This is a genomic window from Nitrosovibrio tenuis (genome assembly GCF_900109785.1).
Classification (GTDB): domain Bacteria; phylum Pseudomonadota; class Gammaproteobacteria; order Burkholderiales; family Nitrosomonadaceae; genus Nitrosospira; species Nitrosospira tenuis_A.
Genome location: NZ_FOBH01000002.1, coordinates 401731 through 416304 on the forward strand (window position 1 = coordinate 401731; position 14574 = coordinate 416304).

15 protein-coding genes are annotated in these 14574 nt (G+C 55.3%); 3 read left to right on the forward strand and 12 right to left on the reverse strand.

The window, feature by feature from the left end:
• Window positions 1-19: 19 nt before the first annotated feature.
• From flgF to flgB, 5 genes are all read right to left on the reverse strand, one after another.
• Complete coding sequence (gene flgF / locus BMX00_RS04620) at window positions 20-772, reverse strand: flagellar basal-body rod protein FlgF (RefSeq protein ID WP_090827580.1); 753 nt, start codon at window positions 770-772, stop codon at window positions 20-22.
• Between the two features lie 90 nt (window positions 773-862).
• The gene (gene flgE, locus BMX00_RS04625) at window positions 863-2089 is read right to left on the reverse strand and encodes a flagellar hook protein FlgE (RefSeq protein ID WP_090827582.1); all 1227 of its coding nucleotides are present in this window, start codon (window positions 2087-2089) and stop codon (window positions 863-865) included.
• Between the two features lie 118 nt (window positions 2090-2207).
• Window positions 2208-2876 carry a flagellar hook assembly protein FlgD gene (gene flgD, locus BMX00_RS04630; protein WP_090827585.1) on the reverse strand — a complete coding sequence of 223 codons (669 nt, stop codon included), beginning with the start codon at window positions 2874-2876 and terminating at the stop codon, window positions 2208-2210.
• 22 nt (window positions 2877-2898) lie between these two features.
• Entirely contained in the window at window positions 2899-3327 is a 429-nt protein-coding gene (gene flgC, locus BMX00_RS04635; RefSeq protein WP_090827587.1) for a flagellar basal body rod protein FlgC, read from the reverse strand.
• Window positions 3328-3382: 55 nt separating this feature from the next.
• Window positions 3383-3784: a flagellar basal body rod protein FlgB gene (gene flgB, locus BMX00_RS04640; protein ID WP_090827589.1), complete on the reverse strand. Its 402-nt coding sequence runs from the start codon at window positions 3782-3784 to the stop codon at window positions 3383-3385.
• A gap of 309 nt (window positions 3785-4093) precedes the next feature.
• Between flgB and flgA the strand changes: the two genes are divergently transcribed.
• From flgA to BMX00_RS04655, 3 genes are all read left to right on the forward strand, one after another.
• On the forward strand, window positions 4094-4810 hold the full coding sequence (flgA, locus tag BMX00_RS04645) for a flagellar basal body P-ring formation chaperone FlgA (RefSeq protein WP_090827591.1): 717 nt from the start codon (window positions 4094-4096) through the stop codon (window positions 4808-4810).
• Window positions 4811-4946: 136 nt separating this feature from the next.
• Complete coding sequence (gene flgM, locus BMX00_RS04650; protein ID WP_090827593.1) at window positions 4947-5252, forward strand: flagellar biosynthesis anti-sigma factor FlgM; 306 nt, start codon at window positions 4947-4949, stop codon at window positions 5250-5252.
• A gap of 4 nt (window positions 5253-5256) precedes the next feature.
• Complete coding sequence (locus BMX00_RS04655) at window positions 5257-5721, forward strand: flagella synthesis protein FlgN (protein WP_090827595.1); 465 nt, start codon at window positions 5257-5259, stop codon at window positions 5719-5721.
• 76 nt (window positions 5722-5797) lie between these two features.
• On the opposite strand, the gene motD is transcribed toward BMX00_RS04655, so the two are convergent.
• The 7 genes from motD to flhB form a co-directional block, all read right to left on the reverse strand.
• Window positions 5798-6721 (reverse strand): flagellar motor protein MotD, encoded by a 924-nt coding sequence (gene motD, locus BMX00_RS04660; protein WP_090827598.1) that lies wholly within the window; start codon window positions 6719-6721, stop codon window positions 5798-5800.
• A 341-nt stretch (window positions 6722-7062) separates the two neighbouring features.
• On the reverse strand, window positions 7063-7803 hold the full coding sequence (locus BMX00_RS04665) for a flagellar motor protein (protein WP_090827600.1): 741 nt from the start codon (window positions 7801-7803) through the stop codon (window positions 7063-7065).
• Complete coding sequence (locus BMX00_RS04670) at window positions 7785-8513, reverse strand: RNA polymerase sigma factor FliA (RefSeq protein ID WP_090827602.1); 729 nt, start codon at window positions 8511-8513, stop codon at window positions 7785-7787. The genes BMX00_RS04665 and BMX00_RS04670 overlap by 19 nt, the downstream gene beginning before the upstream one ends.
• A gap of 4 nt (window positions 8514-8517) precedes the next feature.
• Entirely contained in the window at window positions 8518-9414 is an 897-nt protein-coding gene (locus tag BMX00_RS04675; protein WP_177171761.1) for an AAA family ATPase, read from the reverse strand.
• Window positions 9407-11119 (reverse strand): flagellar biosynthesis GTPase FlhF, encoded by a 1713-nt coding sequence (flhF, locus tag BMX00_RS04680; protein WP_090827606.1) that lies wholly within the window; start codon window positions 11117-11119, stop codon window positions 9407-9409. Before flhF ends, BMX00_RS04675 begins: the two co-directional genes overlap by 8 nt.
• Window positions 11116-13203 (reverse strand): flagellar biosynthesis protein FlhA, encoded by a 2088-nt coding sequence (gene flhA, locus BMX00_RS04685; RefSeq protein WP_090827608.1) that lies wholly within the window; start codon window positions 13201-13203, stop codon window positions 11116-11118. The genes flhF and flhA overlap by 4 nt, the downstream gene beginning before the upstream one ends.
• 29 nt (window positions 13204-13232) lie before the next feature.
• Window positions 13233-14384: a flagellar biosynthesis protein FlhB gene (flhB, locus tag BMX00_RS04690; RefSeq protein ID WP_090827610.1), complete on the reverse strand. Its 1152-nt coding sequence runs from the start codon at window positions 14382-14384 to the stop codon at window positions 13233-13235.
• Window positions 14385-14574: the final 190 nt, after the last annotated feature.

Here is a 14574-nt window from a genome sequence, read left to right on the forward strand (position 1 = left end):
GCATTTTTTCAGCTATGGGTTACGAATTGATGCTAAGCAGGTTGCTCGCCCGTTGTGCGTTACCTTCAGCATTTTGTAGTAGCTTCATATGCATTTCGAACTGGCGGGAAAGCGAAATCATGTCCACCATCGCCTCGATAACGTTGACATTGCTTCCCTCCAGCACACCGCTGATGAGCGCGACCCCCGCATCCGCTTCGGCCTCACCGCCGCCCGCAAGCCTGAACAGGCCATCCGGTCCGCGTGCAAGCTGAGCTTCCGGAGGATTGACCAGCTTGATGCGCCCTATCATCGCGGAGATATTGGGTTCGCTCGACCCAGCGCCGGCGGGCGCCGTAGAAACCGTACCATCTTTCGCCACCGCAACGATACTATTCGGCGGAATGGAAATCGGCCCGCCATCTCCTTGCACATTCAAGCCGTTACGCGTCTGCAGCAGACCGTTGGCATTGATATGCAGATTGCCGTTGCGGGTGTATGCCTCGCTGCCATCTTCCAGCTGCACGGCGATCCAGCCAGCGCCTTGAATGGCCATGTCGAGATCACGCCCCGTTTCCTGCACCGTACCTGCACGAAAATCCGCACCGCCACTGGAATCAACCACAAATGCGCGGGTTGCCAAGGTGTCGCTGAACACGGGTACGGCACGCAGGACGCTGGTTTCAGCGCGATAGCCGGTCGTATTTGCATTGGCCAGGTTGTTCGAGACAGCGGCATGCTGCTCCAGCGTATGCTTGGCGCCGGTCATGGCAACGTAAATCATGCGATCCATTGCATCTCCTTCGGCAACAGGGGCGGATGCGCGTCCGGAATACGGCGACGCTTTTTACTGTAGCGGCTATCCCTCATTTATGTTGACCTGTCATTTCAGGTTTACAATCGTCTGCAACAACTGGTCCTGTGTTTTGATGGTCTGGGCATTGGCCTGGTAAACCCGCTGGGCCGTGATCATATTGACCAGCTCGGAGGTAAGTTCCACATTCGAGTCCTCCACCGCGCCGGATTGCAATACACCAAGACTGCCGGTAATCGGTTGGCCGACCAGCGCAACACCCGAGGCGGCACTCTCTTTCCAGGTATTATTACCATGTACTTCCAGACCCTGCGGATTGGCGAAGTTGGCCAGTACAACCTGACCCAGTGTAAGAAACTTGCCGTTTGAGTAGCTGCCACGGATCACCCCATCGGGGGCAACGGAAAAGCCGGTTAGCTGACCCGAGGCGTAACCATCCTGACTGAGTGCGTTGACGCCGAAACTGGAACCGAACTGTGTCGTGCCTGCAAAGTCGAGATTGAAGGCGAGAGGAGTGGTGGCGCCGGTGGTGATTGGGGCTGACATGCTGAACGTACTGGGGCTCAATGGGTTAAGCACGCCGCTGGATAAAAAATTCAGGGTGCCTACCGCCGCGCCGGCGTTCAGCGGAGCGCCATCATTGGTTGCAAATACATCCCAGGTGTTGGCAGCGGTTTTGAGAAAATAGGTCGCCAGTGTGCTCGGATTGCCCAGGCTATCGTAGATGGATACCGAGGTCGAAGAGTTATAAGTGGTTGGATCGGATGGATTGAATGCGAGTGGATTCAGCGTTGTCCCGCGAGCATCCACGTTTACCACTGCATTGATGAGGCCGGTGGAGGTCGGGGGCAAATCCGATCTGGAAATCTGCAGATCGACTGGTGCTGAGGCATTAATCTGTCCGGCCGCGTTCGTCGTATAGCCCGTGAGACGCAGACCGTTGCTGTTGACAATGTATCCGTCCTTATCGGAATGAAACTGACCATTGCGCGAATAACTGATGGCCCCTTGGTCACTTAGACGATAAAAACCGCTTCCGTTGATGGCAATGTCGAGTGAATTGCCGGATACGGTAATGCTGCCTTGGCTAAACTGTTGCGATATAGCAGCCAATTTGACGCCGATGCCTGCCTGTCCGGTGCCGCCGCCACCGGACAGCGAGTTGGCAAACATATCCGCGAACTGTGTCTGCGACTGCTTGAACCCTACCGTATTGGCATTGGCTACGTTGTTTCCGATCACATCCAGATTTTTGGACGCTGCGTTCAGACCGCTCAAGCCTTGCTGAAAACTCATCGTGTGCTCCTTATTGTATGCCTTTGGTAAGCTGCTGCTTTTAAATAATTATCTCTTCTTCGAGCTGAATGCTTCTGCCTGATATTGGCCGAAGCAGAATGGTTGCCCTATACCCCGGTTAAAATATCTGCTTGATATCCGACAATCCCACGGATCCCAGCGTGCCCACGTTCAACCGCACGCCCTGATCACTCTGTGTTACACCATTGACCGTGGCGGAGGCCAATGTTTGCGCATCGACTTTCTGGCCACCGCGCAACGCGCTGATGCTCACACTGTAGTCCCCATCAGTTGCCTGGACGCCATCCGAAGTTTTACCGTCCCACGCCAGTGTCAAGGGGCCGGCAGCTTGCGCACCAAGATCCAGAACCCGCACTGCGCGGCCCGAGGCATCGGATATCGATACTTTCACCTGATCCGCAGCCTGTCCCAGATCGATGCCGAATAATGCGCCTTCACCCGCTAGCCGCAGCGTCGAGCCCGGCACGAGCACATCTCTGCCAATCATGCTTGCCGCCTGCAGAGATTGCCCTGCAGCCAGGCTGCTCCCCATGGCCTGCATCGTTTGGTTAAGTTTTTCAATCCCATTCACTGTGCTGATTTGCGCAAGTTGCGAAGTGACTTGGGCGTTGTCGAGCGGATTGAGCGGGTCCTGGTTTTTCATTTGCGTGACCAACAGCTTGAGAAACCGGTCCTGAGGGTCATCCGCGTTGGTCTTGGCCGCATTATTGACACCTGCGGACAGGTTTAGCGATTGGGAAGACTGGATATTCTGAACTGTACTCATGATCGTATTCCTTTTTTTCGGTTTATTGCCCTATTGATAAAGTCTTCAACAGCAACGTCTTGGCGGTGTTCATCATATCTACGTTGTTCTGATATGAGCGTGAGGCGGAAATCATGTCGACCATTTCTTCCACCACATTCACATTCGGCATGGTTACATAACCCTCTTCATTCGCCAGCGGATGAGCGGGTTCATGCAAAAGCTTCATCGGAGACTGATTCTCGATTATTTTTGATACCCTCACGCCATGAGTGCCGCTCGCCGTGCTGCCGGGATCAGCATCCTGAGTGAATGGGGTACTCACGAATACGACCTGCTTGGCTTTGTAAGGCTGGCCGTTTGAACTCACTGCGCTGTCGGCGTTGGCCAGGTTGCTGGCAACGACGTTGAGGCGCTGACTCTGGGCCGTCATTGCCGAGCCGGCGACGGTAAAGATATTGAATAGGGACATGCGAGGTTGCTCCTTGTATTTCCTTGAGTCTTTCTTAAACCTTTGTTGATTTTTCTTAACCCTGGATGGCCGCACGCATGATTCTGATCTGGTCGCTTATGAACGTGAGGTTGGCCTCGTAATGAATGGCGTTGTCGGCAAACTGATTGCGCTCCACATCCATATCCACGGTATTTCCGTCCACGCTGCCTTGTACAGCGGTACGGTACAGCACGGGTTCTCCGCTCACCGTACCGGCGGCGGATGACGTGATATGACCGGGCGCCGTACTAATCAGCTTGGTGGTTCGAGTTCCAGTCAACGTATTTTCCAGAGCAGCCTTGAAGTCGATGTCGCGTGCTTTAAAACGCGGCGTGTCCGCATTGGCGATGTTGGAGGCAATCAATTGCTGGCGATGAGCCCGCAGGTTGGCGGCATCCTGATAAAAGCGGAATGTCGCATCAAGTTTGTCGATCATTGGGCGTCCTCAAATGGTGGTGCTTCTGCTGTGCAGTTCAGCAGTCATGATATAGATGGCAACCCAACTCAAAAAAAGGATCAGCAGGGTTAAACGGCGTTATCTTCGGGTTTTGAAATAACGTGCCGTATTCACCCCCACAACCCGCAGCCTGTTGTGCGCCGTCGGCAGACATAGTACGTCGGCATGCATGCAGCAATCCGGCGAACAACGCGTAAATCCTGCTTCATTTTGCCCCCTGTCTGAGACAGATCCAAACTAGAATTGCAGTGGGATTATTATCGCCCGGGAGAACTTCAAGGAACCATTATGCGAATTGTGTATTTTGGGCTGCTCTCATGCGGCCTGAATCTGATGGCCATTTCATATTTGCCTGCCGCAGTATCGGCGCCAATGTCCGCAAAGCAGGACTTGGGTCTTGTTCAGGAAACGGCAGAAAACTTTCTGCGTGCTCAGTCGGCTGGTCTACCCGGCCAAGTCGAAATTGTGCTGGGACCAGTGGATGCGCGAATCAGCCTCCCAACCTGTGCGGCGCTTGAAGCGTCATTGGCGCCGGGTAGCAGGGCGTGGGGCAACACAACGGTAATCGTGCGTTGTGCTACGCTTAATCCATGGACGGTCTACGTCCGGGCAACCGTAAAGGTAATGGCCGCTTACGTGGTCAGCGCAAAACCTTTGACCCAGGGCCATATTCTGACTGCGGCAGACCTGACCATGCGTAGCGGAGACCTGAGCCAATTGCCCACGGGCGTCATCACCAATCCGGATCAGGCATTCGGCAGGACGCTCGCCGCCAACCTTGCCTTCGGCAGCCCCTTGCGGAAGGACATGCTGCGCGTACAGGCGGCTGTTATACAGAATCAAAGTGTAAAGCTGGTTTCGAGCGGACGCGGATTCAGCGTGAGCGCCGAAGGCAGAGCGCTTAATAATGCTGAGGAGGGGCAATTGGTACAGGTTCGGAGCGCATCAGGCTCATTGGTGAGTGGAATCGCCCGCACCGGCGCAATCGTGGAAGTCAGTTATTGATGAACTCATCCAATAAAAACACTTTATATAATGACAACCTTGCGCTGCGGCACATATTAAGATTGAGCCAAGCTAGCCTAAACTTCCACACGAGGTTGTCGTTAAGCAGTTTACGGCTAACTGTAGGAGGTCCCCCGTGAAGATCGACAATTCCATCAAAACTACCGCCGCCGTGCCCGGCGACATATCCTCTGCAAAATCGCTGCAAAGGGCGGAGATTACGGCCAAAAACGCCCAGAGCAGCTCGAGTGATAGCGTCCAACTCAGTGCGCAACTGAAAAATATCGAGAGGAACCTTTCAAATGGAGAGGTTTTTGATACCGCGCGAGTGGAAGAAATCAAGCAGGCAATAAGCGAAGGCCGCTTCACCGTAAATCCGGAAAAGGTAGCCGATCGTTTGCTGGAGACAGTGCACGAGTTGTTGCGCACCAGGCAGGGTTGAACCGTTGGATAATACCTTCGATCCAGCTGCCTGTATTGCTTCTGAATGCGATGCGACGCGGAATTTTATTGATCTCTTGCGATGTGAGCAACGCGTCCTGGAACAGGCCGATGTGTTCACGCTGGCGTCGCTGACAAAGGAAAAAACACATCAGGTACAGCAACTGGCCCAACTGGCTGATGCACGCAACCGCTGGCTCGTTACGCTCGGCTACGCCGGGGATCGTTCCGGCATGGAGTCCGTGCTGAACGATCGTCCCGCTGCAAGCGCCCTGTGGAAAGAATTACTTCAGTTGGCCGAGACGGCCGTTCATCTCAATAAAACCAACGGGGTCCTTATCGACCAGCGCCTGCGCTATAACCAGCAGGCGCTCACGATATTGCAAGCCGCTACCCAAAACTCCGGCCTGTACGGCTCGGATGGGCAATCACGGCCTTTCTCTCGGGGACGCCAGCTTGGCGAGGGCTAGCCCGAATAATTCACTATCCGGGCTGGCGAGCCGGTGCCTCGGTAATCCTTTCCGAAGTATACCCCGCGGGCATTTTTCAGATGCTGGATATCTCAGATGCTGGATCGGCAGTATCAGTGGTATCAGCGGTATCGGCCGTCATCGGCGGGGTATCAGATAACATATCAGCCGAGGTACCCGAGGGTGCAGACAAGATCATCACTGTAACGCGTCGGTTGTGCTTGCGGCCCTCCTCGCTATCGTTAGGTTCCAAAGGACGGGTATCCCCGTATCCCACCGCAGTAAGCCGGGCCGCATCCACTCCATTGCCGATCAGCAGACGCACTACACTGCTGGCGCGCACTGCCGATAATTCCCAATTTGAGGGAAACCTCTCGGTTACAATCGGTATATTGTCGGTGTGACCTTCCACCTGAATCGCATGGTCGATATTTTTCAATACCTGTGCCACCGATCCCAGCACTCTGTTGGATTCTTCCTGTAATACTGCCTGACCTGGAGCGAACAGCACGCTGGCATCAATTTCCACACGCACGCCCACGCTGCTCTGACTTACACGTACCCGCCCGTTTTTCAAAAGTGGATCGAAAGCCGCCATGACGTCACGCGCGATAACTTCCATATTTTCCTGCTGCCGTCGTTGCGCTTCCGCAACGCGGCGCGCTTTTTTCGCTACAAGGTAGTCGCGCATCGGGTCGCCCCTTAACTCACCCCTTAACTCACCCCTTAAGTCGTCCATCGAAGCGCTCAGTGGGTCGCGAACCGGCTTGGGCATTTGCGGCAGAGAATCAGGCGTTATTATCGTGATAGGTTGACGATTCGGTTGATTTCCAAAAGCAGTGACAAGTGAGCCTGCCACCACCCTATACTTGCCTTCGTTTACATGCGAGATTGCGTACATCACGACAAACAGCGCAAGCAGGAGCGTAATGAAATCCGAATACGACACCAGCCAGCGCTCGTGATTTTCAGGTTCCTCCGGTCTGCGTCTTCGCGGCATTTTAGGTCCAATCCTTGCGTTACGAGTTAGCGCAAGCAGGCGCAAAACAGTTACCGTCACAAGTCGTCATTTTGTCCTTTGCTCGTTTGCTCGTTTGCTCGTTTGCTCGTTTGCTTATCCGGCCCTGCCGGCAATCAGGTTTTTTTCTGTCGGAATCGTTTGCTCCTCCGCTATTCGGATTGCCAATCCAGCGCACCGCTCTGCTTCTCGTCCGGGATGCATTCGGTATTTTGAGGCAGCCCCGTTATACTCATCAGAGTGAGCTGCCCATTCTTTGCCGCGCATTCCATTCACCGCGCATTCCGTTCGCCTCGTTGTGCCTTTTTTACTGTCCAACCGGGTCACATAACGTACCCCTTTAGCCGCCCGGTAATCAGCCGCGGGTTTTCTCCTTTCGCAATCCCTACCAATCCGTCCACCAGCATTTCGCGCATCAGTACCTGGCGGGAAATCAGAGTCTTCAATTTGTTCGCAATCGGCAGAAATGCCAGATTGGCTAATCCCACCCCATAAATGGTCGCCACGAATGCCACCGCAATTCCCGCGCCCAGACGCGTCGGGTCGGCGAGATTCTCCATCACCTGGATAAGTCCCATTACGGCTCCCAAAATGCCAATGGTCGGCGCATATCCGCCCGCTGCTTCCCACACCCGGGCGCCCTGGCGATGCATGTCATCGAACGTCTCGATTTCCACTTCCAGTACCTGCCGCAATACCGGCGGCTCGATACCGTCCACCACCAGCTGCAGGCCTTTTCTTATGAAAGGGTCATCGATTCCTTCGATATGCGTATCAAGCGCCAGCAATCCTTCTTTTCGCGAAATGGCACTCCAGACGGAGATATGTTCCACCAGTCCCGCGGCATCGAGCAATGGCGGAACAAAAATCCAGCGACTCATTTTCATGCCGAGCACAAACTGCCGTAGTGGACTTTGCAATAGTACGGCGCCCAGCGTGCCACCCAGGACAATGGCTAAAGATGTAAACTGGACAAGTGAACCAGGATGTCCGCCATCCAGCGCCTGCCCGCCGAATACGGCGACTAAAGCAATAATGATTCCGATTATGCTATTGAAGTCCATGCGCCTTCCTTGAGTCTGGCGCGGAGCCGCGCAATAGCCTGGCTATGTATCTGGCATACTCTCGATTCAGATACTCCCAGAATCGCTCCAATTTCCTTGAAATTCAGCTCTTGCTCATAGTACAGCCCCATCAGTGTTTTCTCCCGCTCGGGAAGAGCATCAATTGCGCCGATTAACGTTTGCCGAAGATTGCCATCCAGCAGATCTGTCAGTGGATCGGAGCGGCTATCGGCGCAGTTGCGTTCCAGGAAGTCGTCGTCTTCACTGTCACCGAAATCTTCATAGTTGAGAAGCTGAGTGCCGCGTGCATCGAACAGCATTTCGTGATAGATATCGATTGATACTTTGAGTTCGCCCGCTATCTCGAGCTCCGACGGTGAGCGGCCCAGGCGCTGCTGCAATGCGTTAACCGCCGCTTCAATTTGACGCATATTTTTGCGCGCGCCACGCGGCAGCCAATCCATCTGGCGAAGCTCATCCAGCATTGCGCCGCGGATGCGCTGCTGTGCGTAGGTCGCAAACTGGGCCCCCGGCATTTCCTCATAGCGGTCCAGGGCCTCCATCAAACCGATCATGCCTACCTGTATCAGGTCATCGGCCTCCACGCTGACCGGCAGCCTGGCTACCATGTGGTAGGCAATCCGCTTGACAAGCGGAGAGAACCTGGTGAGATGCTGTTGTTTATCGATAATTCCGGTTGAGGTATACATTAGTTCACCATGAACCCGCGGTCATTGCACTGGCGCGGCTGCTTTGATTGCCTTGATTGCTTTGCAACAAACACTGTATAAAACGTTCGAGTCTCGGGCTTTCGCCCTCCTGGCACGGCCAGTTGGTTAGCGATTCCGCTGCGCAACGAAAAGCGGCCGCTGAGGCAGCGACCGGAAATGCCTCTGCCACTGCACGGCCCAGGCAGAGTTTGTCGTCCGACGGGATGGCCCCCATGAAATCAAGCGAGACATCCAGATATTGCATGGCGGCGCTGGCCATATTGTCAAAGATGATCTGTGCTTCGGCCTTGATACCGGTCTTATTGACCAGTATGTGGAAGCGCTGCTTTCCTTGATGCTGGCTATTGATATGCTTGATCAATGCATAGGCTGAGGTAATCGAGTTCGGCTCGGGTGAAACAACGATCAGGAGTTCATGTCCGGTAAAGTTGAGTGGAAGCAATCTGCTGGATCGGCGCGGGGCGGCGTCGATCAATACCACATCCATCGGTTGCGCAAGACGTGCAAAACAGCCGATCAAGTGCGCCCGGTCCCCTGCGCTGAGTTTATCGAGCACACGCATACCGCGCCCCGCCGGCAGGATGTGAAGACCTTCGCCGCGCGAAATGATGACCTGGTCAAGTGTTTTATCCCGGCGGATGACATCTAGCAAATCTCGATGGGCACTGATGCCCAGCGTGGCAGATAAATTGTTGGCGCCCACATTCTCGTCTATTACCAGCACGTTTTTGCCGTTCCGCGTTAGAAAAGCCGCGAGATTGATCACCGTGGTCGTCTTGCCAGTGCCCGCGTTGCCGGAAGTGATCGTGACGATGCGTACAAAGTCCTGCACCAGTAAACGGCGCAGGCCCTCCGCCTGATCATGGATGGGATCAGTCAAGGCGAGCTCCACTGATTTTCAGATGGGACTTCTTGCCTTCGCTGCGCGTCATAACCAGAGGGAACGCACCCTCTGGTGCCGCATGGAGAGGGGGGGTCAAGCTGTCCAACGCACCGTTCACCAAGTGCCTGGGATCAGCCAATTCAAGATCCTCAGGTACGCGCTGGCCCCGGGAGACATAATAGAGCGGCAACTGATGACGGATTGCAGCATCGAGCGCACAGCCGCTAACGACGGCTTCGTCCAGCTTGGTGATGATAGCGCCCGTCAGGCCGTCGCCGCGATAGGCCTCCGCCACCTCATCCAGGGTATGCAAATTCGATGAAGCATTGAGCAGCAGCAAGCGCTTGACCTTGGTGCCACAGCCTGCGAACATCGCCACCTGCTCGGCTACCATCTGGTCTCGCTGGCCTACGCCGACTGTATCAATCAACACCATATGCTTGCCCCGAAGCTCAACCAGAGCAAGGGCCAGGTCCTGCGCATCCTTGACAGCGTGGACGGTGACGCCGAGAATCTTGCCGTAAATTCGCAATTGCTCATGGCCGCCGATACGGTAGCCGTCGGTCGTCAGTAAAGCCAGCTTATCCGCGCCGTGGCGGATTACGCAACGCGCCGCAAGCTTGGCGGTGGTCGTCGTCTTACCAACCCCTGTTGGGCCCACAAGCGCATAAATGCCCCCCTTTTTCAGAATTTCGTCCTCATCACCGATGGTCTTGAGATTTCGCGTCAACGAACTTCTTATATGTTTCATCGAACCTTCCTGATCGTTCCGAATGTCCGCATGATCTGCCAATTTGTCCAGCAAACCGTGGGCCAAGGGAGCGCTGAAACCCGACGTCAGCAGTTTGTGCAGCAAATATTCCCGAGTCGAACCGCTGTGCTCCCGCCCCTTCCAGTTCAGCGAGGCAAATTGTTGTTCCAGCGTGCTGCGCATCGAGTTGATCTCCCTGAGCACGCTCGCAGCCACCTCGTCGGCCAATTGGCGCGTATCGATTGCGGATATCTGCCTCGATTTTCTTTTGCCGTCCGTTTTAACGTCTGGAGCTATTTCAGCCGCAGCCCTGCGAGAATTACGCTGCCTTTTAACAGGAATCGCGGCTTCGAGCGCCTCATCGCTCGCCAAACGGTTTGCTATAGGTCCCTCCGCTTTAGCTCCCCCTGGTGAGCGCCCCACCGAACGCCGTTTTTTTGTGACAGGTTTCGTCACCTGCCCCACCTGAATTTGACTGATCTCTTCCCGTTTTTTTACGACATCACGAACTGCAACACCGCTTGTCCAACTCAAACCGCTTTCCCGATTCACCCCCCGCTCTTGCGCCTCGGTTTGTAGGGACAAAACATCGCGGCCCCAGCCTTTTCCCGTTATGCCTGCCTCCCTGATGCGGTTCAGAATATCTTTCCGGCCGGCGAGAGAAGGATCTTGTGCCTCGAACACAGGTTTGGATGCATTCGCTCCCACTTCTTTATCCGAAACGGCCCTGCGCGAAAGGGATACATGTACGCCTTCGGAGTTTTCAGCGTCAGGCTCTTCGGCAGTCTGAACCGGTATCAGCGCCGTAATATCGTCCTGGCGTAGAGCCAGTATCTCGATGCCCCCTTCCAGCGGGCGATTGGACAGGATAACCCCTTCAGGTCCGAGCGCATCGCGGACCTTCCGCAATGCTTCGCTCGTCGTTTTCGCGAAAAACCGCTTGATGCTCATGCTCTGGCTCCAAGGATAGAAGTAACTTTAATATTGCTGGAATCAGGTATTTCGGCATGCGACAGTATCTTGAGCTGTGGCAACGCGCGTCGCAGGAAGCGCGCCAGTAACGTCCGCAAGGAGGCAGGCACCAGCAAGACGGGCACCAAACCCACCTGCTCCTGCCGCTTGCTGGCACCCGAAGCTTCGCGCAGAAGGGTTTCGGCCAATCCTGGCTCGATACCGGTCCCGTTCGGATTACCCTGCAAAGCGTGCGTCAATAATTTTTCCAGCCCGGAATCCAGGGCCATTACCTGCAATTCACCAGCCTGCGGCCAGATTTGCTGGACAATCGCGCGGCTCAGGGCGATTCTTACCAGGGCAGTCAGCTCATGCGGGTCCTGTACCCGGGGGGCATGCTCGGCCAGGGCATCAACGATAGTGCGCATGTCGCGGATATGCACGTTCTCTTCGAGTAGATTCTGCAAGACCTTTTGCAGAGTGGAGAGTGATAGCAGCTTGGGAGTCAGGTCTTCCACCAGCTTGGGAGATTCTTTCGCCATGCGGTCGAGCAATTGCTGGACTTCCGTGCGGCCAAGCAATTCTGCCGCATGGCTATGCACGAGATGATTCAAGTGGGTCGCGACGACGGTGCCGGCATCAACTACGGTATAACCCGACATTTGTGCCTGTTCGCGTTGGCTGGGCTCGATCCAGACCGCCGGCAGCCCGAACGCGGGATCGTTCGTTACGGCGCCAGGCAAAGTGCCTGAAACGTTACCAGGATTTATGGCAAGGTAATAGCCCACGCTGACCTCGCCACTGCCAATTGCGACGCCTTTGAGAGTGATGCGATAACCATTGGGCCTCAGGTCGAGGTTGTCACGAATATGTACCGTCGGCGGAAGATACCCGACTTCCTGGGCGAACTTCTTGCGCACACCTTTGATGCGGCGCAACAGTTCCCCATCCTGCGCTTTGTCTACAAGCGGGATCAGCCGGTACCCCACTTCGAGCCCGAGGACATCTACGGGAATGACATCGTCCCAGCTTGCGTCCTGTACCTCCGGCTGCACGGCTGGCGCGGCTGGAGGTTTCGTTGCAGACTGCCTCTGGCGGCGGATTATTAAATAGGCGCCCCCGCCCAATGCCCCAGCCAATAACAGAAAAGCGATGTGCGGCATGCCGGGTATGAGCCCCATGAAGCCGACAATTGCAGCGGTCAGAATCAATACCTGCGGTCTCGAAAGCAGTTGGCCGGCCAGTTGGGCGCTGATATCCTCATCGGTTCCAACGCGGCTAACCACCAGTCCAGCAGCGGTAGAGATGATAAGGGCCGGAATTTGCGCAACGAGGCCGTCGCCGATGGCGAGCAATGTGTAGTTCCGGGCAGCGGTGGCAAAGTCCAGATCGTGTTGAAGCACGCCTATGATCAAGCCGCCGATCACATTGATAAAAAGAATAAGAATTCCTGCTATTGCGTCGCCTCGCACAAACTTGCTGGCGCCGTCCATCGAACCGTAGAACTCCGCTTCCTGGGCGATGGTGGCACGCCGCTTGCCTGCCTCTTCTTCCCCGATGAGGCCGGCATTGAGATCGGCGTCTATCGCCATTTGCTTGCCCGGCATGGCGTCAAGGGTAAAACGCGCCGAAACTTCCGCAATGCGGCCCGCACCCTTCGTAATGACGATGAAATTGATCACTACCAGGATGATGAATACGACAATGCCCACCGTGTAGTCGCCGCCTACCAAATAATGGCCAAACGCTTCTATAACCTTACCCGCCGCGTCCGGCCCGTTATGGCCTTCCATCAGCACGATGCGGGTGGAAGCCACATTGAGCGACAACCGCAATAACGTCGAGAGCAACAGAACGGTGGGAAACACCGCAAAATCCAATGGCTTGTGCGTTTGAATACTGACCAGCAGCACCATGATCGCAAGGGCGATGTTGAACGTGAACATGATATCCAGCAGGAATGCCGGAAGGGGCAGCACCATCATGCCGAGAATCATGAATATCAATAAGGGACTGGCGAGGCTGCTCGCCTTTATGTCTTTCAGTGCTGCGAATATGTCTGTCAGTCTGGCGATCGAGTTCATGGATTATTGGCTTTTTCAAATACCGGGCACTACAGCCCGGGATCCAGTTCAGCGGGGACTGGCAAATCATCCGGGAACTGCGGGGCTTTCCCCGCATACTCTCCGGACTCACTGGATTTACGGTAGCGGCGCAGCTGATAGACGTAAGCCAGCACCTCCGCTACGGCGTTATAAAGTTTCTGAGGAACCTCATCCCCCAGCTCGGTATGGTGATAAAGAGCGCGTGCTAGCGGCGGCGCTTCCAGCAGCGGGACCTGATGCTCGCGGCCCGCTTCCCGAATTTTTAGGGCCAGGATATGCGCCCCTTTCGCAACTACGCGCGGCGCACGCATCTTGCCATCTTCGTACTTGAGCGCAACGGAGTAGTGCGTTGGGTTGGTGACGATCACATCCGCCGTGGGAATTTCGGACATCATCCGTTTTCTCGCCATGGCCCGCTGCTGGGCACGAATACGGGCCTTGACATGCGGATCACCCTCGGTTTCCTTGTTTTCCTGCCGCACTTCTTCCTTGGTCATCTTGAGCTTGCGATGGTGATCCCAGAGCCTGAACGGCACGTCTACCGCGGCGACCAGCGCCAGGGCTCCCGCTATCGCAAGGAAACTTATGATGACCAACTCGGCCATGTGAGCAGCGCTGGCTACGAACGGTGCGTCAATAAGAGAGAGCGCGGCCTCTTTATGGCGCCATATTGTCCAGGCGCCGATCGCACCGATAAGCGCGGCCTTGAGGAGCGCCTTGATCAGTTCAACCAGGCCATGGAGTGAAAATATGCGGGCAAGGCCTTTGAGCGGATTGATCCGGTTGAAATCGGGAGTGACTGACTTCCAGCTAAAAAGCCAGCCGGAAAGCAGCATTGGTGCAATGAGGGCTGTCACAAACATCAAAAACAGGTAGGGAGCCAACGCCACCAGCGCGTGCAGGGATTGATCGAGCAACCGCTCTCCAAGCACCCCGGAATCGAAGCCGACCGTACGAGGCAGCTTCATGCCCTCTCTCATTAATTCGGAGAGTTGTGCGGCGAGATGGCCGCCCAACAGCCACAGGCCGCCACCCGCAGTGATCAGGACGGCAAAGGTGGAGAGCTCCGGTGAACGTGGCACTTGTCCGTCCTCCCGCGACTTTTCCAGCCGCTTGGGCGACGCAGGCTCCGTTCGTTCCATATCGCTCTCTTCACTCACCGTCTGTTCCCTCAAATACGCTCATGCTGCCCCATTAATACATGGGTTTGCGGCATTATCGAACGATTGAGAAATACGCTATCGGAGGAAAAGGATGAAATTCGTCCCGCAATTCGGCTTTAGGACGAGATTATTGATGGTGCTGAGGAAGTAACGATCGAAGCAATCGGGACGCCAAATGGCATTAGCG